This window comes from Lacrimispora sp. (genome assembly GCF_036758025.1).
Classification (GTDB): Bacteria; Bacillota; Clostridia; order Lachnospirales; family Lachnospiraceae; genus Lacrimispora.
In genome coordinates, this window is record NZ_DAIOXM010000016.1 from 1 (window position 1) to 23,454 (window position 23,454).

At 42.3% G+C, this 23,454-nt stretch carries 19 protein-coding genes; 15 read left to right on the top strand and 4 right to left on the bottom strand.

The features are described 5' to 3' along the window. The 3 genes from V7M78_RS13825 to V7M78_RS13835 all read left to right on the top strand — a co-directional run. A partial coding sequence (locus tag V7M78_RS13825) for a xanthine dehydrogenase family protein molybdopterin-binding subunit (RefSeq protein WP_333650500.1) occupies positions 1-2,255 on the top strand: 2,255 nt, incomplete at its 5' end. A 95-nt stretch (positions 2,256-2,350) separates the two neighbouring features. Further along, complete coding sequence (locus V7M78_RS13830) at positions 2,351-3,835, top strand: SLC13 family permease (protein WP_333650502.1); 1,485 nt, start codon at positions 2,351-2,353, stop codon at positions 3,833-3,835. 143 nt (positions 3,836-3,978) lie between these two features. Further along, positions 3,979-5,085 (top strand): PQQ-dependent sugar dehydrogenase, encoded by a 1,107-nt coding sequence (locus V7M78_RS13835; protein WP_333650504.1) that lies wholly within the window; start codon positions 3,979-3,981, stop codon positions 5,083-5,085. Between the two features lie 74 nt (positions 5,086-5,159). Here the strand turns inward: V7M78_RS13835 and V7M78_RS13840 are convergent, their stop codons facing one another. Further along, positions 5,160-7,595 (bottom strand): GH36-type glycosyl hydrolase domain-containing protein, encoded by a 2,436-nt coding sequence (locus V7M78_RS13840; protein WP_333650506.1) that lies wholly within the window; start codon positions 7,593-7,595, stop codon positions 5,160-5,162. 277 nt (positions 7,596-7,872) lie between these two features. On the opposite strand from V7M78_RS13840, the gene V7M78_RS13845 reads away from it, so the two are divergent. Genes V7M78_RS13845 through V7M78_RS13865 form a run of 5 tightly spaced genes read left to right on the top strand, consistent with a single transcriptional unit; the run spans position 7,873 to position 13,537 of the window. Further along, positions 7,873-8,916 (top strand): LacI family DNA-binding transcriptional regulator, encoded by a 1,044-nt coding sequence (locus V7M78_RS13845; RefSeq protein WP_333650695.1) that lies wholly within the window; start codon positions 7,873-7,875, stop codon positions 8,914-8,916. Positions 8,917-8,944: 28 nt separating this feature from the next. Then, the gene (locus V7M78_RS13850; protein ID WP_333650508.1) at positions 8,945-10,357 is read left to right on the top strand and encodes a carbohydrate ABC transporter substrate-binding protein; all 1,413 of its coding nucleotides are present in this window, start codon (positions 8,945-8,947) and stop codon (positions 10,355-10,357) included. A 55-nt stretch (positions 10,358-10,412) separates the two neighbouring features. Next, positions 10,413-11,348 carry a carbohydrate ABC transporter permease gene (locus tag V7M78_RS13855; protein WP_333650510.1) on the top strand — a complete coding sequence of 312 codons (936 nt, stop codon included), beginning with the start codon at positions 10,413-10,415 and terminating at the stop codon, positions 11,346-11,348. After that, positions 11,348-12,187, top strand: a complete 840-nt coding sequence (locus V7M78_RS13860) for a carbohydrate ABC transporter permease (RefSeq protein ID WP_333650512.1) — start codon at positions 11,348-11,350, stop codon at positions 12,185-12,187. The genes V7M78_RS13855 and V7M78_RS13860 overlap by 1 nt, the downstream gene beginning before the upstream one ends. Positions 12,188-12,190: 3 nt before the next feature. Beyond that, on the top strand, positions 12,191-13,537 hold the full coding sequence (locus V7M78_RS13865; RefSeq protein WP_333650514.1) for a GH1 family beta-glucosidase: 1,347 nt from the start codon (positions 12,191-12,193) through the stop codon (positions 13,535-13,537). Between the two features lie 150 nt (positions 13,538-13,687). Here the strand turns inward: V7M78_RS13865 and V7M78_RS13870 are convergent, their stop codons facing one another. After that, positions 13,688-14,725: a LacI family DNA-binding transcriptional regulator gene (locus V7M78_RS13870; RefSeq protein WP_333650516.1), complete on the bottom strand. Its 1,038-nt coding sequence runs from the start codon at positions 14,723-14,725 to the stop codon at positions 13,688-13,690. Positions 14,726-15,066: 341 nt separating this feature from the next. Between V7M78_RS13870 and V7M78_RS13875 the strand changes: the two genes are divergently transcribed. The 7 genes from V7M78_RS13875 (at position 15,067) to V7M78_RS13905 (ending at position 22,022) form a co-directional block, all read left to right on the top strand. After that, entirely contained in the window at positions 15,067-16,194 is a 1,128-nt protein-coding gene (locus tag V7M78_RS13875; protein ID WP_333650519.1) for an ABC transporter substrate-binding protein, read from the top strand. Between the two features lie 31 nt (positions 16,195-16,225). Beyond that, the gene (locus V7M78_RS13880) at positions 16,226-17,005 is read left to right on the top strand and encodes an ABC transporter permease (protein ID WP_333650521.1); all 780 of its coding nucleotides are present in this window, start codon (positions 16,226-16,228) and stop codon (positions 17,003-17,005) included. Then, positions 17,002-17,793, top strand: a complete 792-nt coding sequence (locus tag V7M78_RS13885) for an ABC transporter permease (protein ID WP_333650523.1) — start codon at positions 17,002-17,004, stop codon at positions 17,791-17,793. Before V7M78_RS13880 ends, V7M78_RS13885 begins: the two co-directional genes overlap by 4 nt. Further along, positions 17,790-18,545 (top strand): ABC transporter ATP-binding protein, encoded by a 756-nt coding sequence (locus tag V7M78_RS13890; RefSeq protein ID WP_333650525.1) that lies wholly within the window; start codon positions 17,790-17,792, stop codon positions 18,543-18,545. The genes V7M78_RS13885 and V7M78_RS13890 overlap by 4 nt, the downstream gene beginning before the upstream one ends. Before the next feature lie 12 nt (positions 18,546-18,557). Continuing rightward, positions 18,558-19,298 carry an ABC transporter ATP-binding protein gene (locus V7M78_RS13895; RefSeq protein WP_333650527.1) on the top strand — a complete coding sequence of 247 codons (741 nt, stop codon included), beginning with the start codon at positions 18,558-18,560 and terminating at the stop codon, positions 19,296-19,298. An 18-nt stretch (positions 19,299-19,316) separates the two neighbouring features. Next, a complete protein-coding gene (locus V7M78_RS13900) occupies positions 19,317-20,783 on the top strand; it encodes a sulfatase (RefSeq protein WP_333650529.1) in 1,467 nt (488 codons plus the stop codon). A 135-nt stretch (positions 20,784-20,918) separates the two neighbouring features. Continuing rightward, positions 20,919-22,022, top strand: a complete 1,104-nt coding sequence (locus V7M78_RS13905; RefSeq protein ID WP_333650531.1) for an anaerobic sulfatase maturase — start codon at positions 20,919-20,921, stop codon at positions 22,020-22,022. Positions 22,023-22,113: 91 nt separating this feature from the next. Here the strand turns inward: V7M78_RS13905 and V7M78_RS13910 are convergent, their stop codons facing one another. Together V7M78_RS13910 and V7M78_RS13915 are read right to left on the bottom strand one after the other, a co-directional pair. Further along, positions 22,114-23,007 (bottom strand): hypothetical protein, encoded by an 894-nt coding sequence (locus V7M78_RS13910; RefSeq protein WP_333650533.1) that lies wholly within the window; start codon positions 23,005-23,007, stop codon positions 22,114-22,116. 30 nt (positions 23,008-23,037) lie between these two features. Then, the gene (locus tag V7M78_RS13915) at positions 23,038-23,412 is read right to left on the bottom strand and encodes a hypothetical protein (RefSeq protein ID WP_333650535.1); all 375 of its coding nucleotides are present in this window, start codon (positions 23,410-23,412) and stop codon (positions 23,038-23,040) included. Between the last annotated feature and the right edge of the window lie 42 nt (positions 23,413-23,454).

The following is a 23,454-nucleotide window of genomic DNA, read 5'->3' on the forward strand; positions in this document are numbered from 1 at the left end:
GAATGCTTCATATGCACCTTGTTAGAAGCAAAGAAGTTCATGCTGATATTTTACGTATTGACTACGAAAAGGCATTAAAAATGCCCGGTGTTGAAGCTGTTATTACCAGCCAGGATGTACCCGGAGAGGATGGGTTTGGAGTTTACTATCACGATCAACCTGTTTTAGCAAAGAATAAAATTCGCTTTTACGGCGAACCGGTTGCAGCTATTGTTGCAGAAACTTTAGAGGAAGCTGAGGAAGCTGAAAAACTAATTGAAATTGAATATAGTAAACTTCCCATAGTTTCCAGCGTTGAAGAGGCGGTAAATTGTAAATCAGTCCTTCACGAAGATCATCCCAATAACATAGTCAGTACAACATCTGTTATAAAAGGAGATGTTGAAAGCGGTTTTAGCAATAGTGATGTAATTATAGAACAAGATTATTCCACTCAATGTGTGGAACATGCCTATCTTGAAACGGAAGCAGGTCTTGCATATTTAGATCCCGATGGTGTATTGGTCGTAAAATCATGTGATCAGGATATTACGCACCACCGTATGCTTTTAGCAAAGATTTTAAATATGCCTATAAGCAAAATCAGGGTTATTATGACACCTGTAGGCGGAGGTTTTGGCGGGAAAGAAGACATGATTTATCAAGGAATTCTTGCTATTGCCGCACTTAAAACAAAACGTCCTGTGAAGCTGGTCTTTTCCAGAAAAGATTCCATGATTGGCAGTGCGAAACGCCATCCCGTATTCCTTCATCATAAAATTGGAGTAAATAAGAATGGCAAAATACAAGCTATAGAAATTGATATAAAAGCAGATGGGGGAGCATACTGTTTTTCAACGAAAGGAACTGTAGCAAAAGCGGCAATGTTAGGAGCAGGCCCTTATGAAATTGATAATGTAAAGGTTATTTCCAAAGGCTATTATACAAACAATACTCCTTCCGGTGCAATGAGAACTTTTGGGGTGTTACAGCCAACTTTTGCAATTGAATCCACGATTGATATTTGTTCACAGCGTTTGGGAATCGATCCTATTGAACTCCGCTTAATAAACGGATTAAAGGATGGAGGTACAACTCATACTCAGCAGGTACTAGGCAGGGTAGCTTATTCACAAACATTAAAAAAATGTGCTCAAATAGCCAAATGGGAATCAGGTCCTTCCAATATAAGAGGCCAGGTGAGAAAAGATTTAAAAGGCGATCAGGTTGCAGAACCTTTTATACCGGGAAGTGAGTTTAAATCTCCGGCTGCACTTGAACTTTGCAAATCAAGGTTTAAATATGGCCGTGGTGTCGGAACTTCATGGTATGGAATAGGACGTGCCGCAACTGTTGATAAAGCCGGTGCATTTGTTGAAATTGATGATGGGGGTACTGCTAAAATATTAACCGGTGTTACTGAGCTTGGCGAAGGCATTTTGACTGTTTTAACACAGATTGCAGCAGATGAACTTGGAATGTATCCTGAGGATATTATTATTGGGGATAATGATACGGCGAGAGCTCCTGAAGCAGCTCATGCCGGAGCAAGCAGACAATCCTATATGATTGGTAATGCAGTTTTAAACGCTTGCAGAGATGTAAAAGAAAAGTTCATGAAAGAAATTGCAGCATATTGGAATGTTAATTCATCCTCAATATATATGAAAAACAGAAGAATTTTTGTACCAGGACATTCCAATTATAATCTTTCGCTTAAAGAGGCAGTAGATATTTGTAAAAAAGTCAGAGGTATCGTTCCTTTGGGTTCAGGCACTTTTACAGCTCATCATGAAGCCATAGACCCTATAGATGGTAAAGGCAAACCTTGGCAGGCATATGTGTTTGGAACTCAGATTGCAGAGGTCGCTGTTGATTCATCTACAGGAGAGGTTCATGTCCTTGGTATTTGGGCTTCTCATGATGTTGGAAGAGCAATAAATTCTCAGGGTATTGAAGGGCAGATTGAAGGTGGTGCCGTTCAAAGTGTTGGGCAAGCCATAATGGAAAACTTTGAATTTTCAGAAGGCATACCTGTAAATAAGGATTTTGCAAAGTATATTCTGCCTACCAGTGTGGATGTCCCAATGTTTCACTCCAGCGTAGTGGAAGACATAGATCCTTTTGGCCCTCTTGGAGCAAAAGGAATTGGGGAACCGGCTCCGCTGCCAACGATACCGGCAATTATTAATGCAATTTATGATGCGGTTGGGGTGCGTATCACTTCACTTCCGGCGAACCCGGAAAAGCTGTTAAACGAAATGTCAAAACAATAATTAATCAGTATTTAAATTTATGGGGGGATTATCGAATGGTATTGGTGTGTCAAGTTGCACAAAAATCAGGGTGAATAACTAAAAGGAGATAGGTAATGAAAAATGTAGAAAACGTACCCGGTAAATCAAATGGTTTATCTTTAGATTCAAAAAGATGGATTTATATAGGTATTAGTATTGTTGTGTTGATATTTATTATGAGTATTAACTTGCCGGCATCTTTTACAGATATACAGGATGCACCGTTAACAGCGGAAGGACAAAAAGCACTGGCTGTTTTAGTTTTCTCTCTCATACTTTGGATAACAGAAGCAATTCCTTTTCACTTTACAGGTTTACTGGCAATGGTGCTGTTGGCATTGACTGGAATTGATTCCTTTCCTAATATTGTTAAAGTGGGTTTTGGTAATAATAATGTTGTGTTTTTTATAGGTGTATTTATTCTCAGTGCATTTATCAATAAATCAGGACTTGGAAAAAGAATTGTTATCAGTTGTCTTTCAGTAACCGGAAATAATACAAAATACATTTTATTGGGCTTTATAACAGTAGGTGCTTTATTGTCCATGTGGATTTCAAATATGGCTGTTGCTGCTATGCTTATGCCCCTGGCTAAATCCCTTTTAGATGAAGAAGGAGTAAAGCCAATGGAAAGTAATTTTGGTAAGGCTCTTCTCATTTCTGTTGCATGGGGCAGTTTAATAGGAGGCTTTGGAACTCCTGCAGGAAACGGCCCAAATCCATTAGCAATTGGTTTTATGAAAGATATGGCGGGAATTGAAGTGACATTCTTAGATTGGATGATATATGGGGTTCCAATTTCATTAGTACATATTCCTGTTGCATGGGGGCTGCTCTTATTAATGTTTAAACCTGAAATTAAGTATCTTAAAAAGACAAATGAAGAAATTAAAAGTGAAGCAAAAAATCAACCTAAGTTCAGCCGCGATGAAAAACTAACCCTGATTGTTTTTATAGTTACAGTTTTACTTTGGATATTTTCTCCTCAATTATCAGAATTACTAGGCGTTTCCATTCCTATTTCATTGCCTGTTATTTGTACCACAATGCTGTTTTTCTTTCCGGGTGCCAGTAAAACAAAATATAAAGAAATTGAAAAAGACATGTCCTGGAGCAGTATCATATTAGTTCTTTCCGGTATATCACTTGGTACGCTGCTTTATGATACCGGAGTTGCAAACTGGATCGCTCTTGGTTTATTAGGAAGCATAGGTGAATTTGGTACCTTTATGATGATTTTTGTTGTTGTATTAAGTATATCGTTTATGAATATTGCTCTTTCAAGTGCTACTGTATCTGCAAGTATTGTTATTCCAATTGTTATACAGCTTTCTATGACTATTGGAGTTCCTACATTATCTGTTGCATTTCCTGCAGCATTAGCAACTTCTCTGGCATTTATTTTAATTACTTCTACTCCAACAAACGTAATTGCATATTCTGCCGGTTATTTTTCAATCAAAGACTTTGCAAAAGTAGGAGTAATTATGTCTATTGCATCTTGTATAATAGTAGCTTTAGGCATGCTTGGTATTGGATTAATGACAGGATTATACTAGGTATCAACCACTTCAATCGTAAATAAGAACATCCCCGCCGGAATCAATGTTTTAACAGCATTGTACTTTTGGCGGGGATGAGTGCATACTGGGCACAAAACCCTGTTTCCTTACATATAGTACTAGGAAAGAAACGGCGGGCAATGCCGGTAAAGCATATGAAGGAAGAAGCCATGCTTAGCGGAAGGTTTATCAGATTATACGAAGAGTATTATGATCAGTTAGGTATACTTAATTTTTGGAATTCTTCATTTCAGATTCAGACTATTGCAGAAGACCTCCGTATACCTTGGGCAATAGACATCAGTGAAGACGGAAGGCTGTTTTTTACGGAGCGCAGCGGAAGCTTGCATGTCATAGAAAACGGGATATTAAATCCTGTACCGGTGCATACATTCAATTCTCCTTTTGTCAGTACCGGAGAAGGCGGGCTTATGGGGCTTGCTTTGGACAGGGATTTTCTTTCAAACGGATATATTTATCTCATGTATACTTATAGGGAAAACGGAGGACTTTACAACCGTGTGGTACGTATGCGTATCCAGGACAATACAGCATCCGGAGAGGAAATTATTTTGGACCAAATTCCTGCAGGCCAGAACCATAATGGCGGAAGGATAAAAATTGGACCCGATGGTTATCTGTATATAACTACCGGGGATGCTGGTGAACGTTATCTGTCACAAGATGTAAACAGTCTGGCAGGTAAGATTCTGCGGATTGGAACAGACGGAAGTATTCCGCCTGATAATCCCTTTCAGGGTTCACCGGTTTACGCTCTGGGACTTAGAAATCCTCAGGGCCTGGCCTGGAATAACAGGGGGATGTTATATGCCTCGGATCATGGAGAAACAGCCCATGATGAAATTAATCTTATTCAGCCGGGCGGCAACTATGGCTGGCCTCTCGTTACAGGTGATGAGGAAATGCAGGGATATGATTTTATTAAGCCTGTCATACAAAGTGGGGATAATACTTGGGCCCCCTCGGGAATTGCCTTTGTAACCGAAGGCCCCAGAATGGGGCAGTTGCTTGTATCCACACTCCGGGGGAATGTACTCCTGGCAATCACCTTCGATGAATCCGGAACACAAGTGGTTAATGTGGAACCGTTATTGCAAGGTAATTACGGACGATTAAGGGAAGCTTATCAGGCGGAAGATGGTTCTATATACCTTACAACCAGTAACCTGGATGGCAGAGGGCTTCCTAATCCCGGGGATGATAAAATCCTCCGGTTGGTACAATAATATAATACGTTGCACTTAATGAGGGTGTCCCCAAACTACGATCTTTTAGACTCGTAGAAGGGGATATCCTCATATTATTCCAGTGTCAGATTAACATGGTATTCTTTTTTTCCTTCCCGGAATGGAATCTCATTTCCTTCAATAGAAGTTCCATCTACCAGAAATGAAGAAATTCTATTTCCAGTCTCCCCTTTTCTTATTACATGGATATGGTAGCTTGCCCCCCGGTATTTGCGGACAGCAGAAAACTCCCTGATTGAATCCGGAAGACAGGGGGCCACAATTAAACCGTGGAAGCTTGGACGGATGCCAAGAATGTACTGCGAGATACAGACAAAGGTCCAGGCCGCAGTACCGGTCAGCCAGCTGTTTTTTGCTTCCCCCAAGTTGGCAGCATCTTTTCCAGCTATCATTTGCGCATAACAGTATGGTTCTGTTTTGTGTATTTCACTGATTTCTTCCGTATAGGCAGGTGCCGTTTTCCGGTAAATTTCAAATGCACGGTTGCCTCTGCCAATTATGGTTTCCGCAATAGCTATCCATGGATTATTGTGGCAGAAGATTCCTGCATTTTCTTTGTATCCCGGCGGATAGGAAGAGATTTCTCCCAGTTCTTTATAATAGGTCTGGTAAGCCGGCTGAAGGAGAAGAATGCCGTAAGGAGTATCGAGCCGTTCCTTTACACTGTCCAGAGCTTTTTCTGCAAGGCCTTCTTCAATTCCAATTCCGCCCATAACACAAAATCCCTGAGGTTCAATAAAGATCTGACCTTCCCTGCACTCTTTGGAACCAACCTTATTTCCCAACGCATCATAAGCACGCAGGAACCAGCCGCCATCCCAGCCGGATTCAATGACAGCATCATATACCTTTTTTACAGAAGCCTCTGCGTCCAAGGCTTCCTCCTCCAGTCCGGTTAAGCGGCAGATTTCAGCATATTCTTTTCCGTATTTCACATACATTCCCGCAATCATGAGAGATTCTGCAACAGGTCCTTCCGAGGGGCCTGACGTCTGAAATGATTCCCCTGGTTCCGTTGAAAAACAATTTAAATTCAGACAATCATTCCAGTCGGCGCGTCCGATCAGAGGAAGCCCATGGGGTCCTAAATGAGACCTTGTAAATTCAAACGATCGTCTTAAATGCTCCATAAGAGGTTGGCTTTTGCTGGCATCATTATCAAAAGGAACATCTTCCTTTAAGATATCCCAGTCTCCGGTTTCACGGATATATGCAGAAACACCTGCGATCAGCCAGAGAGGATCATCATTAAAACCGCTTCCAATGTCCATATTGCCTCTTTTGGTAAGAGGCTGATATTGATGATATGCGCTTCCATCTAAAAGCTGGGTTGATGCGATATCAATAATTCGTTCTCTAGCACGTTCCGGTATCATGTGGACGAATCCAAGCAAGTCCTGACAGGAATCCCGAAATCCCATGCCTCTGCCTGTTCCTGACTCGTAATAGGAAGCAGAACGGGACATATTGAAGGTTACCATGCATTGATACTGGTTCCATATATTAACCATGCGTGCTGTTTTTTCTTCTTCCAGGGTTACGTTATATATGGAGAGAAGATCGTCCCAGTATTGCTTCAGTTTTTCGAGGGCAATTTTAACGTCCAAAGCAGTGCGGTATTTTTCAAGCACAGTATTGGAGGGCTCTTTATTGATAATTCCAGGAGCGCTCCATTTTAGTTCCTGTTCATTTTCCGCATAACCCAGAATAAAGACAAAGGTTTTTTCTTCACCGGGCTCAAGATGAAGCAGGATCCGGTGTGAGCCGATGGGAGACCAGCCGCTTGCCATAGAATTGCCGGAACGGTTGTTCTGTACCATAGCTGGATTTTCATTAGAACCATACATGCCTGTAAAGGTGTTTCTATCTGTATCAAAACCTTGAATGTCTGTATTGACAGAATAATAGGCATAATGATTTCTTCTTTCCCTGTACTCTGTTTTATGGTAAATGACAGAACCTTCCACCTCAACTTCACCGATATTAAGATTCCGCTGAAAGTTGGTCATATCATCCATTGCATTCCATAAACAAAATTCTACATAAGAATAAAGCGTAAAATCTTTGGACTGGCTGCTTTCATTTTTAAGTGTCACCTGATTGATTTCGCAGGAATCCCCTAAAGGCACAAAGGCTGTTACAGAAGCACATAAGCCGTTTTTCTTCCCGGTGAGACGGGTCACTCCAAGACCATGCCGGCATTGGTAAAAATCAAGGGGAGTCTTTGATGGCTGCCATCCCGGATTCCAGACGGTGCCATTTTCATTGATGTAATAGTAGTGGCCATTGCTGTCCAGAGGAACATTATTATAACGATACCTGGTCAGCCGAAGCATCTTTGCATCTTTATAAAAGCTGTAACCGCCTCCGGTGTTGGAAACCAAAGAAAAGAAATCCTCGCTCCCCAGATAATTGATCCATGGCAGAGGAGTATCTGGGGCAGTAATTACATATTCTTTATCCTGGTCATTAAAATATCCATATTTCATAATTGAATAACTCCTTCCTGTTGAATGACCCAAACCCTTAAAACGACATTTTTCGAAAACGATTAAGAAGGATTATAGGGAGTTATACGGTCATAATATCGCGGATTAAGAAAAAATACAAGAAGAATTTTTATAAAGAATAAAATCTTAATTTAAACCCTTGATGTTATTGGTAAAAATGTATAAATAAATTCAATATAAACTATATAAAATAGACGAAAATTAAAAATATATTGATTTTTATGCAAAAAAGGCGTATAGTGAAAGTACGAAAACGATTAAGTTAAAAAGGGTGAGACATATGATTTCTATGAAAGAACTGGCACAGCACTGCGGAGTATCCGTTGCCACAGTGAGTAAGGCACTCAATGATCAGAGTGACATCGGGGAGAGCACTAAAATAAAGGTCAAAAATGCAGCGGAAAAACTGGGATACTATCCTAATGCTGCAGCAAGATCTTTAAAAACAAATAGAAGCTACAACATTGGAGTTTTATTTGTAGATGAGGCAAACAGCGGCCTGACTCATGAGTACTTTGCCGCGGTTTTGGAGGGGTTTAAGGTAGAAGCAGAAAAGCAGGGGTATGACATTACATTTATCAATGGGCAGATAGGAAAAAAGAAGGTTTCCTATTATGACCACTGTAAATACAGGAATGTAGATGGAGTGGTGATTGCCTGTGTAAAATTTGACAATCCTGAAGTAATCGATCTTTTAAACGGAGACATTCCCGTAATTACCATCGATCACATAAATGAAAACTGTTCTTCTGTTTTATCTGACAACATAAAAGGAATCCAGAACCTGATGGAATACGTCTATGAGAAAGGGCATAGAAAGATTGCCTACATACATGGACAGATGAGCACGACTGTAACAAAGGCCAGGCTCACCAGCTTCTACCGTTTCCTTGAAAGTCAGGAGCTTTCAGTACCTGATGATTATGTACTGGAGGCGGATTATCTGGATGTCAGTCAGGCTATGGCATGCACCAGGGAACTGTTAGACAGAAAAGATCCTCCTACCTGTATTTTATATCCGGATGATACTGCACTGATCGGCGGTCTCAATGAAATACGGGCAAGAAATTTAAGGGTTCCGGATGATATTTCCATTGTCGGTTACGATGGCAGCAGAATATCCCAGTTATTAAACCCCAGGCTTACTACCATTCGCCAGGATACAGCGGAAATTGGTATGCAGGCCGCTAAAAAATTAATAAGCACGATCGAAAAACCCAAGACGACTCTTACGGAACAGATTATTGTAGAAGGAGAGCTGATTACAGGGGAATCGGTTGGTAACGCTAATATTTCATGATAGTAATATCAGAAAAGGAGAGGGAAATATGAAGAAGAAAGTTGTAAGCGGATTACTATGCGCAGTAATGGCGGCTTCATTGGCAGCCGGCTGTTCCTCCAAGAGCGCACAAAGCCAGGACGGAAGCAAAGCTGCAGAGACAACTGCCAAGGCAGCAGAGGAAAAAACAGAAGCGCAGAGCCAGTCAGGCGGTGAAGAGGGGAAAGTTATTAATATCTATGTTTGGAACGATGAATTCAAAGACAGATATGAAGATTATTATGCTTCCAAGCTTCCGGCTGGTTATACGGTTAATTTTGTAATGACACCCAGTGAAAACAATGCCTATCAGAATGCCCTTGATGAAGCTCTGTTAAATCAGAATGAAGCAAAGACTGATGATAAAGTGGATATGTTCCTGGTTGAAGCAGATTATATTCTGAAGTATGTTAATTCTGATTATACCCTTGATTTAAAGGAGATTGGAATTACAGATGAGGATATGTCAAAACAGTATGATTACACAAAAGTAATTGCACAGGATACAAATGGTGCTCAGAAGGGTATTTCATGGCAGGGCTGTCCCGGGCTTTATATCTACCGCCGTTCCATTGCCAAAGATGTTTTAGGAACCGATGATCCTGCAGAAGTTCAAAAGGCAATCAGTGATTGGGATTCCTTTGATAAAACAGCCGCTCAGATGAAAGAAAAAGGATATTATATGGTATCCGGTTATGATGATACCTATCGTACCTTCTCTAACAATGTGTCTGCTCCGTGGGTAGATGGAAAGAAAGTAGTAATTGATGCCAAATTAGAACAATGGATCGATCAGACCAAGGCTTATACAGAAAAAGGTTACAATCAGAATACCATACTCTGGGCCGCTGAGTGGGCTTCCGGACAGGGACCTGAAGGCAAGGTATTTGGATATTTCATGCCGGCATGGGGCGTAGACTTCGTACTTGCAAAGAATTCCCTTGAAAAAGCGGAAGCTGACGGCGGTAAACAGGAAATAGGCAACGGCGTTTATGGCGACTGGGCTGCAACCATCGGACCGGAATCCTATAACTGGGGCGGAACCTGGATTTGCGCAGCAAACGGAACAGATAATGCAGATATTATAGCGGACATTATGAAAACAATCTGCAGTGATGATGCAACCATGAAAAAGATTGTAGAAGAAAAGAATGACTTTGTGAATAATAAAGTTGTTATGGAAGCGTTGGCAAAGAGCGATTATAAGTCAGCATTTCTTGGAGGACAGAATCCTCTTCAGATGTATTGTGATGCTGCTGATAAGATCGATATGAGCAAAATTTCTCCTTACGATCAGGGACTGAATGAAAGTCTTCAGACGGCAATGCATGATTATTTCGACGGGACCGTTGATAAAGATACAGCATTTAAGAATTTCTACACGTCAATCAAAGAAAAATATCCGGATTTAGAGACAGAGTAGAAGTATGGTACAGGGCGGGATTATCCCGCCCTGTATGAAAACAGGAGGCTCTACCATGGTAAAAGAAAAAAAGGCAAAGGCCGGAAAAAAGATCAGCTACTCCAGATGGGGATACATATTTCTGATACCGTTTTTTGCCACGTATTTTGTGTTTTCCTTTATTCCTCTGGTAAATACGGTTTATAACAGCATGTTTGAAAATTACCGTTCAGGATTGACTCAGATCGGACCTAACTTCGTTGGATTTGAAAATTACATCACCATTTTTCAGAGCGATCTCATGAAGTACTTTGGCAATACCATCATTCTCTGGATTATCGGCTTTATTCCCCAGATTATCATTTCTCTGATTCTGGCTGTCTGGTTTGCTGATTTCCGAATGAGATTAAGAGGAAGCAGCTTTTTTAAAACAGTTATTTATCTTCCCAACGTAATTATGGCAGCATCTTTTGCAATGCTGTTTTTCGCTCTGTTTTCAGATGATGGTCCAATGAATAACCTTCTTATAAAGATGGGTGCAACAGACAGCCCTATCCGTTATCTGGCTACAGTTTGGGGAACCAGAGGTCTGATCGGCCTTATGAATTTTATGATGTGGTTTGGAAATACCACCATACTTCTTATGGCGGCTATTCTCGGCATTGATGCTGCTTTGTTTGAAGCGGCATCCATTGATGGTGCAAAACCTTTTCAGATATTTACCAAAATAACAATGCCAACGATAAAACCCATATTCATTTATGTATTAATTACTTCACTGATCGGCGGACTTCAGATGTTTGATGTCCCGCAGGTATTGACCAATGCAAAAGGGGCCCCGGACCGGACCAGCATGACATTAATCATGTTTTTAAACAATCACTTATACAGTAAAAACTATGGTATGGCGGGGGCATTATCCGTGATACTGTTTATCATTACAGCAGCACTCAGCCTTGTGGTATTCTTTATACTGACAGGGTCAGGTAAAAAGAGAGGAGGATCAAGATAATGAGAAAAGCGATAAATTTGAAAAAGGCAATCATATATGCCGTGCTGTCAATTTTGACCTTTTTATGCCTTTTCTTCTTTTATTGTCTGATCATTAATGCCACCAGATCCCATCCGGAAATTGCAAAGGGATTCTCATTTGTGCCAGGTAAATCATTTGGTTCTAATTTATATCATGTACTTCACAACAAGAATCTGCCTGTCCTCCATGGAATTATCAACAGTCTGTTCATTGCCGGTGTTTCTGCAGCCCTGTCAGTATATGTATCGGCACTTACAGCTTATGCAATCCATGCATATGATTTTAAATTCAGAAACGCAGTTTATCTCTTTATCATTCTCATTATGATGATTCCCACACAGGTTACAACTCTCGGTTTTTTAAGGTTGATTGGTAAAATGGGGCTTATGGACAGCTTCATTCCTCTGATCCTTCCTTCTATGGCAGCTCCTGTTGTGTTTTATTTTATGGTGTCTTACTTTGAAAGTAATTTACCTTTGGAAATAGTAGAGTCAGCCAGGATTGATGGATCTAATGAATTTTTCACATTCAATTATATTGTAATTCCCATTGTAAAACCGGCTTTGGCAGTACAGGGAATTTTTGCATTTGTGGCTTCCTGGAACAATTATTTTGTTCCCTCCCTTGTACTGAAAACCAATGAAAAGAAAACGCTCCCCATATTAATTGCTCAGCTGCGGAGTGCGGATTTTCTGAAATTTGATATGGGCCAGGTTTACATGTTGATTACCATTGCTATTGTACCGGTTGCCATAATTTATTTATGCCTCTCTAAATTGATTATCGGAGGAGTAACTGCAGGAAGTGTGAAAGGATAAAAGATGAACTGGAGAAAAGACTTTGTGTGGGGTACTGCAACCTCGTCCTATCAAATCGAAGGAGCAGCCTTTGAAGATGGAAAAGGATTGTCTGTATGGGATATTTTTACAAAAGAGAATAACAGAATTTTTGAAGGGCATACCGGAGAGGTGGCGTGTGATCATTACCATCGCATGAAAGAAGATGTGGCATTACTTGCAGAGCTTGGTGTAAAAGCTTATCGTTTTTCTATTTCATGGCCCAGAATTATACCTCATGGAACCGGAGAAGTAAATGAAAAGGGCATACAGTTTTACTCTGATCTGGTAGATGAACTTTTGAAACATCAGATTACTCCATATGTCACCTTATTTCATTGGGATTATCCCAATGAACTGGAAATGCAGGGAGGATGGCTGAATCCCGAAAGCTCCAACTGGTTTGCTGCATATACAGAGGCTGTAGCAAGTGCATTTGGGAACCGGGTGAAAAATTACATTACCTTCAACGAACCACAGATATTTACCTGGCTTGGATATGATAAATGCACCCATGCTCCTGGAATTAAATATCCCACAGGAAGAATCCTTGCCATGTGCAGGAACATAGCCTTGGCTCACGGGAAATCTGTAATAAAGCTGCGGGAACTGGCTCCGGATTGCAGGGTAGGATATGCACCAACCTGCGGCAATGCTTACTGGCCATTGGAAGAGACTGATTTTCTGGCAGCAAAAGCGAAAGAACTGCAGAACTCCATAAATATAAATGACTGGCTTTATTCTTCTGCATTCTGGAATGAACTCTTTTTAAATGGAAGATTTCATGAGCAGTGCAAAACCTTGTTCGGTGAAGATTTACCGGAACTGACAGGACAGGAGCAGGCTCTCATAAGTCAGCCCCTGGATTTTTGCGGAATGAATCTCTATCAGGGAACTTCAGTGAGCCTTGGTGGAACCGGAGAAGCAGTTCTTGGAAAACTTCCTGCCGGCCATGGTAAAACAGGGATGGGATGGCCCATTACTCCTAAGGCTATGTATTGGGCAGTGAAGAATTTTTATGAAACTTACCATCTTCCTTTGTTTATCACAGAGAATGGAATGTCTGCCCTGGATATCATATCATTAGACGGCTTTGTTCACGATCCGGGCAGAATAGATTACGTGACACGGCACTTATCGGAACTGGAGCGCGCCATATCAGACGGAGCAGAAGTGGAAGGGTACTTTTTATGGAGCTTTATGGATAATTTTGAATGGGAAAAAGGCTATGATGACCGGTTTGGAATTGTTTATATAGACTATGAAACCCAGAGACGGATTCCAAAAGACAGTTTTTACTGGTATCAGAGTTTGATTAAATCTTCATCATAATAGAGCAGGATAGATCGGTAATGAATCATGATCTATCCTGTTTTTTGGATGTATCCAAAGGCTTGTTAATGTTTCGTATTTTGACAGTTTGATATTCCTGAAAGATACGTTCTTCCATCTCAATTTCGCAATGATTCTCTGCGGATATGATTAAATTTCGGAAAGATTCTCCTTTAATATGATCCGGGTCTGGATGAACTGATTTTTGGAAGCGGGAGATTTTCCGGAAGAGAGATATTCAAACAGTGTTCTTACAGCCGTGTAACCCTGAAGCTGAGGCTGCTGAATGATGGTGGCTGTGATGTTCCGGTTCCGGAGCTCTTTTTCAATTTCAGCGGAAGAATCGTAACAGATAATCCGGGAGCTTTTGAAATAGCCCATTTCCTGAATGGCCTGGAGATTTCCGCAGCTGTAACCGCCGGGGCAGACGATTACATTGGTGTCCGGAAATTCCTCCAGAGCCTTTCTGGTCAGCTGGTAATCCTTTATATCATTGCCGGTCATCTCAATCACATCCTGAAGATGGATCTGGGGATATTCCTGCTCCAGCGATGTCTTCAATCCATTCATTCGGTGTATGTGTCCCAGCATCTGAAAGCTGGGGGAGAACAAAAGCAGCTTTCCGCTCTTTGGGCATACCAGATTTAAAAGGCCGGCGGTTATGGAGCCGGTCAGGTTGTAGTTACAGCCCACAAAGCTTAAATATTCCGTGTCATCAATGATATTGGTCAGAAAAACTACCGGAAACTGCTGCTTATGTAGTTCGTTAAGACGTTCTTTAATGACCGGATGGTTAATGGGAACAATGGCAATGGCGCTTATGCCTTCCTCCACTGCCTGATTAATCAGCTTTAACTGCTCCCTGGCATTGAAATCAGGGCATTCTTTGATCTCTACGGCAATGCCGAAATCAGAAATTTCTTCTTTGCATTTTAAAATTCCCCGAATAATATCGTCAAAAAAAGCGTTATGGCTCTGAATATGCAGTATAACTCCTATCTTTAAGTTCCGTTTAAGGATTGAAAGACTCTGAGCTACGGAATTAGGGCGGTAACCAAGTTCCTTTGCTATTTGTTTGATCCTTACCGCAACCTTCGGATCCACCCGTCCCCGGTCATGAAGTGCCCGGTCTACTGTTCCGATGGAAACTCCGGCTAATTCTGCAATTTGTTTCTGCGTAATCCCCATTGTCAACCTCCAATGATTGTATTCCATCCCTATAAGATGACTCTATATTAACAAAGTGCGGGAAAAGTGTCAAGAAAATGAGGGGATAAAAGCCTTGGAAGTGTTTTCGATAACGCAAAACAAAAAAGAAGTGTTCCGGGATTGTAAAAAGTAAAATAAAAAAGCAAAATAATACGATGTATTATTGTAATTATAAACAAAAATAAAAGTAAAAATACGGCGAAACATACAAAAAAAGCTTGTTTAAAGAAAAAATATTGACAAATCAGTGGCAGTCAACTATATTGAGATTAGCGTTATCGAGCACGCAAACAATCTTTTGGGAAAAAGGAGAGGTAAACATGAAAAAAAGAGGGTACATGACAGGAAGATCAATGGCAGCTCTGGCATTGGCAGCCGTTATGGCGGTTTCCATGACTGGATGTGGGGGCGCAAAGGCAGGCGGCGATGCAACACAGGCTGCGGAGGCAAAGACAGACGGCACGGAATCAAAGAAAGGATCGGAGTCTGGCGGTGAGGTTTTAAGAGTGGGGGTTCTTCCTCTTTCCGTAGGAGTTCCGGCTCAGTATGCGGCAGACCAGGGCTGGTTTGAAGAAGAGGGATTAAATGTAAGTCTGGAATACTTTGCTACAGGAGCCCCGGTAAATGAGGCAATTGCTGCAGAGGAACTGGATATTGCATGCTCTGGCTTTGCTTCTATTTATTCTCTTGCCAATGCAGACTGCGTATGGCTGGCAGATGTAAATACGACAGGAGGTATGGGACTTTATGCACGCTCTGACAGCGAACTTGTGGCAGCAGGAAAAAATCTGACTGAAGAACCTGATATATACGGCAGTGCAGAGACGCTAAAGGGCAAACAGATTCTTGAGCCTCTGGGAACGGCAGTTCAGTACATGACAGAGTGTTATGCCGCAAAGTTTGGTCTGTCCCCCACAGATGTGGAGCAGGTGAACATGGAGTATGCATCTGCATTTCAGGCATTCCAGACAGGAGAAGGTGATATTGCTGCCATGAATCCTCCTTACAGCTACCAGATGGAAGATTTAGGGTATACGAAAGTCTGCTCCTTTGAAGATGCCACCGGAGTCAATATGTGTGACGGCAGTTTTGCAAGAAGAGAAGTAGTAGAAAACCGTTCCGAGGATGTGGCAAAATTTGTGAAATGCCTGGTAAGAGCTATGGATGACTTGCAGGATGAAAATACCAGGTATGAGTATACAAAGAAATTCTATACAGACAACGGACAGGATTTTACAGAAGAAAACTTAAAAAAAGAGATTGAAGACAGAAAGTATGTAGGTACGGCATTTATGAGCCGCGATGGTTACAAATTGGGAGAAGCCTGGCTTGCTATTACAGACTTCCTGGTATCAGCTGAAAAGATCGTGGCAGACAATGCGCCCAACGTGGAAAAGTCCATTGACTCAACCTATGTATCTGAAGCAGCAGGAATTACAATAAAGTAATTCCAATGGGGAATCCGAAAGGCGGAAAATCGTGAAAAAGAAAAACAACTATTGGTGGCTCTCTGTTTTGTCAGTTCTGTTCTTTATTGGTATCTGGTGGCTGTGCTGTGACGTCTTAAAGATGACCAAAAGCTCCACCCTGCCGGGACCGGTGACAATTGGGGCAACATTTGTAAAAAAACTTACTTCCACCGCACCTGATGGTGCAACTCTGCCCCAGCATATCCTGTCTTCCTTAAAAATCGCCATGAGCGGATGGGCGATGGGAGTGCTGGTGGGAACCCCTCTTGGGATATTTATGGCATGGTATAAGAGAATTGATTTATTTGTGCGGCCTGTATTTGATTTGATCCGCCCCATACCAGGGCTTGCATGGATTCCCCTTATGATCCTTCTTTTTGGAATCGGAATCACATCAAAAATTGTGACGGTGTTCTTGTCGGCATTTGTTCCCTGTGTGCTGAACAGCTACACAGGAGTGAGGCAGACGAAAGACGTGCATTTATGGGTGGGACAGACCTTTGGAGCTTCTAATTTTCAGATGCTTAAGAACATTGCCGTTCCTACTTCCCTGCCGCTTGTGATGACGGGCGTGAGGGTGGCTCTGGGGGCCTCCTGGACCTGCATTGTAGCGGCAGAAATGCTGGCCTCCACCAAGGGACTGGGATATATGATTCAGCAGGCCCGGGGAATCTACCGTCCGGATATCATTATCTGCGGTATGATTGCTATTGGAACCATTGGTGCACTGTTTTCCTGGATTCTCACTCTGATTGAGGAGCAGGTGGTGAAAGGAGTGAGAAAGGAATGAACAAACGCTTCCGGGATGCGAAACGGTATGAGAAAACCATTTGTGCCGCAATTGCTATTTTTCTGTTTCTTTGCTTGTGGCAGTTAGTAGTCTCTTTCACAAAAGCGGGAATTGTCATGGCAGGGCCAGTTACGGTTCTTAATAAATTTGTATCCAGTATTGTGGAGCCTATTGGAACCAATACCATACAAAGCCATATCTTCTGGAGCTTAACCAGGGTTATGATTGGATTTGTTCTGGGTTCTCTGGCAGGAATTATTACAGGAATTTTGATGGGCTGGTCAAAACCAATAGAAGCGCTGTTCCGCCCGCTTTATGAACTGATCCGTCCAATCCCCCCCATTGCATGGATTCCCCTTTCCATCGTGTGGTTCGGGCTGGGGGAACCCTCCAAGTATTTTCTGATATTCCTGGCGGCATTTTCCAACATTACCATGAATGCCTATGCAGGTGTCCGTTCCGTGGACCCGACCCTTATGGGAGCGGCACGGATGCTGGGAGCCAATGACCGTCAGGTGTTCAGCACCATTGTTCTGCCTTCCTGCATTCCTCATATTTTTGCCGGTCTGCAAATTGCCGTGGGCTCTGCCTGGGCAACTGTTGTGGCGGCAGAGATGGTCCGTTCGTCAGAAGGTGTTGGCTGGGTCATTATTAAAGGACAGGATTCCAACAGCACGGTTCAGATCATGGTAGGAATCATGGCAGTAGGAATAGTAGGCTATATTTTAGCTGTTGCCATGAGGGCAATTGAAGCAAAACTTTGCAGTTGGAGTGTGAGAGGAAAATGAGAAAAGATATTATTGCCTGTAATCATGTATCGAAAGTATTTCATACGGCCAGAGGCGAGGTGCATGTAATTGATGATTTGAGCCTGACAGTAGAGGAAAATGAACTGCTTGTCCTGTTTGGACCCGGACAGTGCGGAAAATCCACCTTGATTAACTGTATGTCCGGCCTTGAAACTGTTTCGGACGGAGAGATTACAGTTGACGGCAAAAAAGTGGAGAAACCCGGCCCGGACAGGGGCGTTGTTTACCAGCGGACTGCATTATTTCCCTGGCTGACCGTTATGGGAAATGTGGAATACGGTCCCAAAGTCCGGGGGATGAACAAGAAGAAACGCCGGGAACTGGCAGAATATTATATCCGTCTGGTGGGGCTGGAAGGGTTTGAGAATTCCTACCCTAACCAGTTGTCCGGCGGAATGCAGCAAAGAGTTGGAATTGCCCGTGCTTACTGCAACGAGCCGGCCGTACTGTTTATGGATGAGCCCTTCGGACATCTGGATGCCCAGACCCGTTATCTGATGCAGGAAGATTTAATCCGCATCTGGGAGAAAGAAAAACGGACGGTGGTCTTTGTAACCAATAACATTGAAGAAGCCATTTATCTGGCAGACCGGATTGTGGTATTGTCCAATTGCCCCACAACCATCAAAAAGGAATATCAGATATCCCTGCCTCGTCCAAGGGATTATGTAGACCCTGAATTTCTTAAGCTGCGCGAGGAGATCAGTGCGGTCGTAGATAAAACACTGTAAGGAGGTGGAACTATGGAAGACATTAAGGTTAAGGTAGACCATATGACAAAGCAATTCGGTGATCTGCTGGTTTTAAATGATATTTCCTTTGAAGTAAAAAAAGGAGAGTTTCTTTGTATCGTAGGACCCACCGGATGTGGAAAAACCACCTTTTTAAATTGTATTACCAAATTATATGAACCTACCCGGGGAGAGATTTTAATTAATGGAGAGCCGGTAAACTTAAAAAAGCATAATGTAGCCTATATTTTTCAGGAGTATTCCACCATGTCATGGCTGACAGTGGAACAGAACGTGGCCTTTGGACTGAAGATGAAGAAGGTGCCCAAAGATGTAATTCAAAAGGAAGTGGCGGAAGTCCTGGAAATGGTAGGTCTGACAAAGTACAAGGATTATTATCCGGTAGAGCTTTCTACTTCCATGCTGCAGCGGGTGGTAATTGCCCGGGCATTTGCCGTAAAGCCGGAACTGCTTCTCATGGATGAACCATATGGTCAGCTTGATGTGGAACTGCGGTTCAAGCTTGAAGATGAACTGCTGAATCTTTGGAAAAAGACAGGAACAACAGTTATTTTTATTACTCACAACATTGAAGAGGCTGTCTATTTAAGCGAGAATATCCTGGTATTGACAAACAAGCCTACGACGATTAAGGAAAAACTCCCCAACAAACTTCCTCAGCCCAGAAATGTGGTATCACCGGAATTCATTGATGTACGAAATCAGGTGACTGAGTTGATTAAATGGTGGTAGAGAGGAAGGAATGCAAGTATGAAAGCAATAATGTTACTGTTTGATACTCTCAATCGCAGAATGCTGTCTCCTTATGGCTGTGATTGGACGAAAACCCCCAATTTTAAGAGATTGTCAGAAAAGACTGTTACGTTTGACAACTGTTATGCCGGAAGTCTTCCCTGTATGCCAGCCAGAAGAGAGCTGCACACAGGCCGTTATAATTTTCTTCACCGGGGCTGGGGGCCTCTGGAACCTTTTGATGATTCCGTACCGGAAATGCTGAGCCAGAAGGGGGTCTATACTCACATGATCAGTGACCATCAGCATTACTGGGAGGATGGCGGTGCCACATACCATAACCGCTTTCATTCATGGGAGATCGTCCGGGGACAGGAAGGTGACTGCTGGAAAGGGCAGGTGAAAGACCCGGAAGTGCCGGAGCATCTGGGACGTATGTGGAGGCAGGACCTGATAAACAGGACGTATATGGACAGCGAGGAAAAGCATCCTCTGGCTCAGGTATTTGAACTGGGGCTGGATTTTCTTGAAAAAAACAGGAAAGAAGACAACTGGTTTCTTCATTGGGAATGCTTTGATCCTCATGAACCGTTTTACACCATGGAGAAATATAAAGAGCTATACCCTCACCGGTATGGCGGTCCCCAATTCGACTGGCCCGAGTACGGAAAGGTGCAGGAAACCAGAGAACAGGTGGAACATTGCCGGTATGAATATGCCGCACTCCTTTCCATGTGCGATGCTTATCTTGGAAGGTTCCTGGATTTTATGGATGACAACGATATGTGGAAGGACACCATGGTGATTGTGAATACAGATCATGGATTTCTTTTGGGAGAGCATGACCTATGGGCCAAAAGTGTTCATCCCTGGTATAATGAGACGGTTCATATTCCTCTTTTTGTCTGGGATCCCAGGTTTGGCATCTGCGGGGAACGGAGAAATTCGCTGGTTCAGAATATTGATTTATCCGTGTCTCTGCTGAATTTCTTTGGACAGGAACCGACTGGGGACATGCAGGGAAAGAACTTAACGCCTGTAATCCTTAGAGATGAGCCGGTGAGGGATTATGCGCTGTTTGGGATGTTCGGCGGGCAGGTCAATATCACGGATGGCCGTTATGTTTATATGCGGAGTCCTGTACCTGATAACAGTCCCCTTTATCATTACACACAGATGCCCACTCATATGCGCTGCCGGTTTTCACCTAAAGAAATGCGGACTATGAAATGGCACCCCGGATTTTCTTTTACCAAAGAGACTCCGGTTATGAAAATAGTGTCCATCGAAGACACATCAGGGGATACTTCAATAAAGAATCCGCCGGAAACTGCGCTGTATGATTTACAGCAGGATCCGTATCAGATGAAACCCATTCAGAATCCGGAATTGGAGAGGCAGATGATAGAACAGGTCAAAAAGCTGATGAAAGAAAACGATACACCGGAAGAACAGTACATCCGTCTAGGACTGACAGAGCACTAAAAAATCAGGGATTGACTGTTTTGCCTCCGCCGCAGGAGCAACCTGGGGCATAGCAGGAATCAATATCTATAATATTTTAGGAGCTGTCTTGGAGAGAATCTGAAAGCATTAAAACCGTATAAAGGAGAGAAAGATATGCCGCCGATTAATGTACTGATAAAGCCCGCTTCCGGTAACTGCAATATGCGCTGTGATTACTGTTTTTATTACGATACCATGTCTAAGAGAGAACAGTCATCCTATGGCTTCATGAGTCTTGAGACTCTGGAAAAGGTGATTCAAAAAGTGCTTGCATATGCAAAAGGAAGCTGTACCTTTGCCTTCCAGGGAGGGGAGCCCACATTGTGCGGTCTGGATTTTTTTGAAAAGACTATCCTTTTTCAGAAAAAGTACAATATCAATCATGTCAAAATTCAAAATGCATTACAGACCAACGGCTATCATTTAAATCAGGAATGGGCGGAATTCTTTGTTAAAAATAAGTTTTTAATAGGCGTATCTTTGGATGGAGGATCAAGAATCCATAATCGTTACCGGAAAAATACAAAGGGTGAAGAAACCTTTTTCAAGGTTATGAAAAACATTGAGCTGCTTCAAAATGCAGGAGTGGAGTTTAACATCCTGTCAGTGGTAAACGGAGCAACGGCTCCTGCAATCCGGAAAACCTATGAATTTTACAGGAAAAACCACCTGAATTATTTACAGTTTATTTCCTGCCTGGATCCTATGGGGGAACCGCCTGGTTTAAGAGAATATTCCCTGACTCCGGAGGCTTACGGCAGGTTTCTTACTGATCTGTTTGATCTCTGGTACGAAGATCTGCGGTTAGGTAAACAGCCTTACATCCGCCATTTTGAAAATTACATTGGAATTCTTCTGGGGCAGTTTCCTGAATCCTGTGACATGCAGGGAATCTGCGGAAAGCAGTATGTGGTGGAAGCGGACGGTTCGGTGTATCCTTGCGACTTTTATGTAACGGATCACTACAGGCTGGGGAATTTTTGTGAGAATTCTGTGGAAGAGATTGACAAGGTGAGAGAGCAGATTGGTTTTATCAAAGAATCTCAGCAAAAAGAAACCGCCTGTTTAAATTGCAGGTACGAGGCACTTTGCCGGGGAGGATGCAAAAGGACCAGACAGGCGGACCAGGCCCACCATCAGTATTTTTGCCAGTCATACCAAATGTTCTTTGATGCATGTCTGCCGAAAATGCTGGAAATAGTGAAACGAATCAGTTAGGTGAATGTGCTGTCTGCGTACACGGGCTTCATTGCAATGGAGGTTGCTGCTCCGCCGCATGAATGGAAAGCGGCGGAAAGGATTATGCAACCTAGACTTCATAGCCATAAAGTGTAATCTGATTTTTGCCGGACATACAGATTTCAACTTCTACCGCATCCAGCTGCACTGCATTTCCAAGCCCCAATCCGGTGTGAGTTCCGACAAATGATGTCTGCATATTACTGATTACTTCCCAGGGATTAGATGCCTGCAGTACTGCATTGGTTATGTCATATGTGACCGGAACTGTTAAGTAATCAATAGCTCCTATTAAGGAAAGGCTCATTTGCTGTAATTCGGTCCAGTTTGCCTGGGAATCAGGCCGCCAATAGATTATCATTGAACTGACCCCCACTGCCAGGGTCAGACTAAGGCGGCAATAATATTTAATCACAACACTTGTAATTTCTAAATACGCATAGTTTGATGGCAGCATACTATATCCTAAAATGATCCTTCCCCTGGTTTGAGTAAGCAATCCTGAATTTAAAACAGCGAGACTTCCGTTAGCAAGGCCGACGGCATTATTAACATTAACGAAATCACTTCTGCTGTTATAAGCAACTTGTGCTGCACTGACAGCACCGGAAGTATTACATTTTATTTTTTCATCAGATGTGCTGACCATAAGGGCATTGTTGGTTTTAAGCCTGTAGGCGGAAGAGAAACGCTGACTTACAGTGCTGAGCAGTTCCGTTACTCTCAGAGAGAGAAAGTTATTATCGCCATCACTTAGTATAATGGATATATCCAGTGGAGCTGATACCTCCACTGCAGTGAGAAGAATGCTTTTCTGCGCCTCTGGAACCCAAATACTCTTTTTTATAGATAAAATACCAAAACTATCATATTTAATAATATCTGAGCTTTCTTCCAGGGTTATATTAATTTGTTGGTTATCTTGTACCATACTGTTGTTTTTTTGAATAATTTGTTTGGCCATACAACCCTCCTCTGATGCTTTATCATGGTCTTAAAATTCATAGCCCATGAGGGAAATATTTACAGTTCCTGCAGCACTTGTAGTGACAGAGATTCCTTCATCCGGGTTAAACTTAATTGGAGAAGGATAGCTTTCACCATAAGTGGCAAGTGTACTTGTAAGAATAATTGACAAAAAAGAATTATTACCTCCTCTCTTTAGTTGAATAGTCAGCGGAACAGAAGCCGAGACCTGAAATGCCGTAAGAAATATACTTTTACCGGAATCTGGTGTCCAGATTGCTGTATTGGTCTGTGCGGTAGAAAACGTCTGGAATAAGACAATGTCAGAAGCATATTCTCTTGTAAATAATGGGTTTTCTTCCGAACTAAAAACAATGCTCATTAGTTTCGTGTTATTGTCCATTGATAAAACTCCTATACATTTTTATAGTTAAAGCATATGATA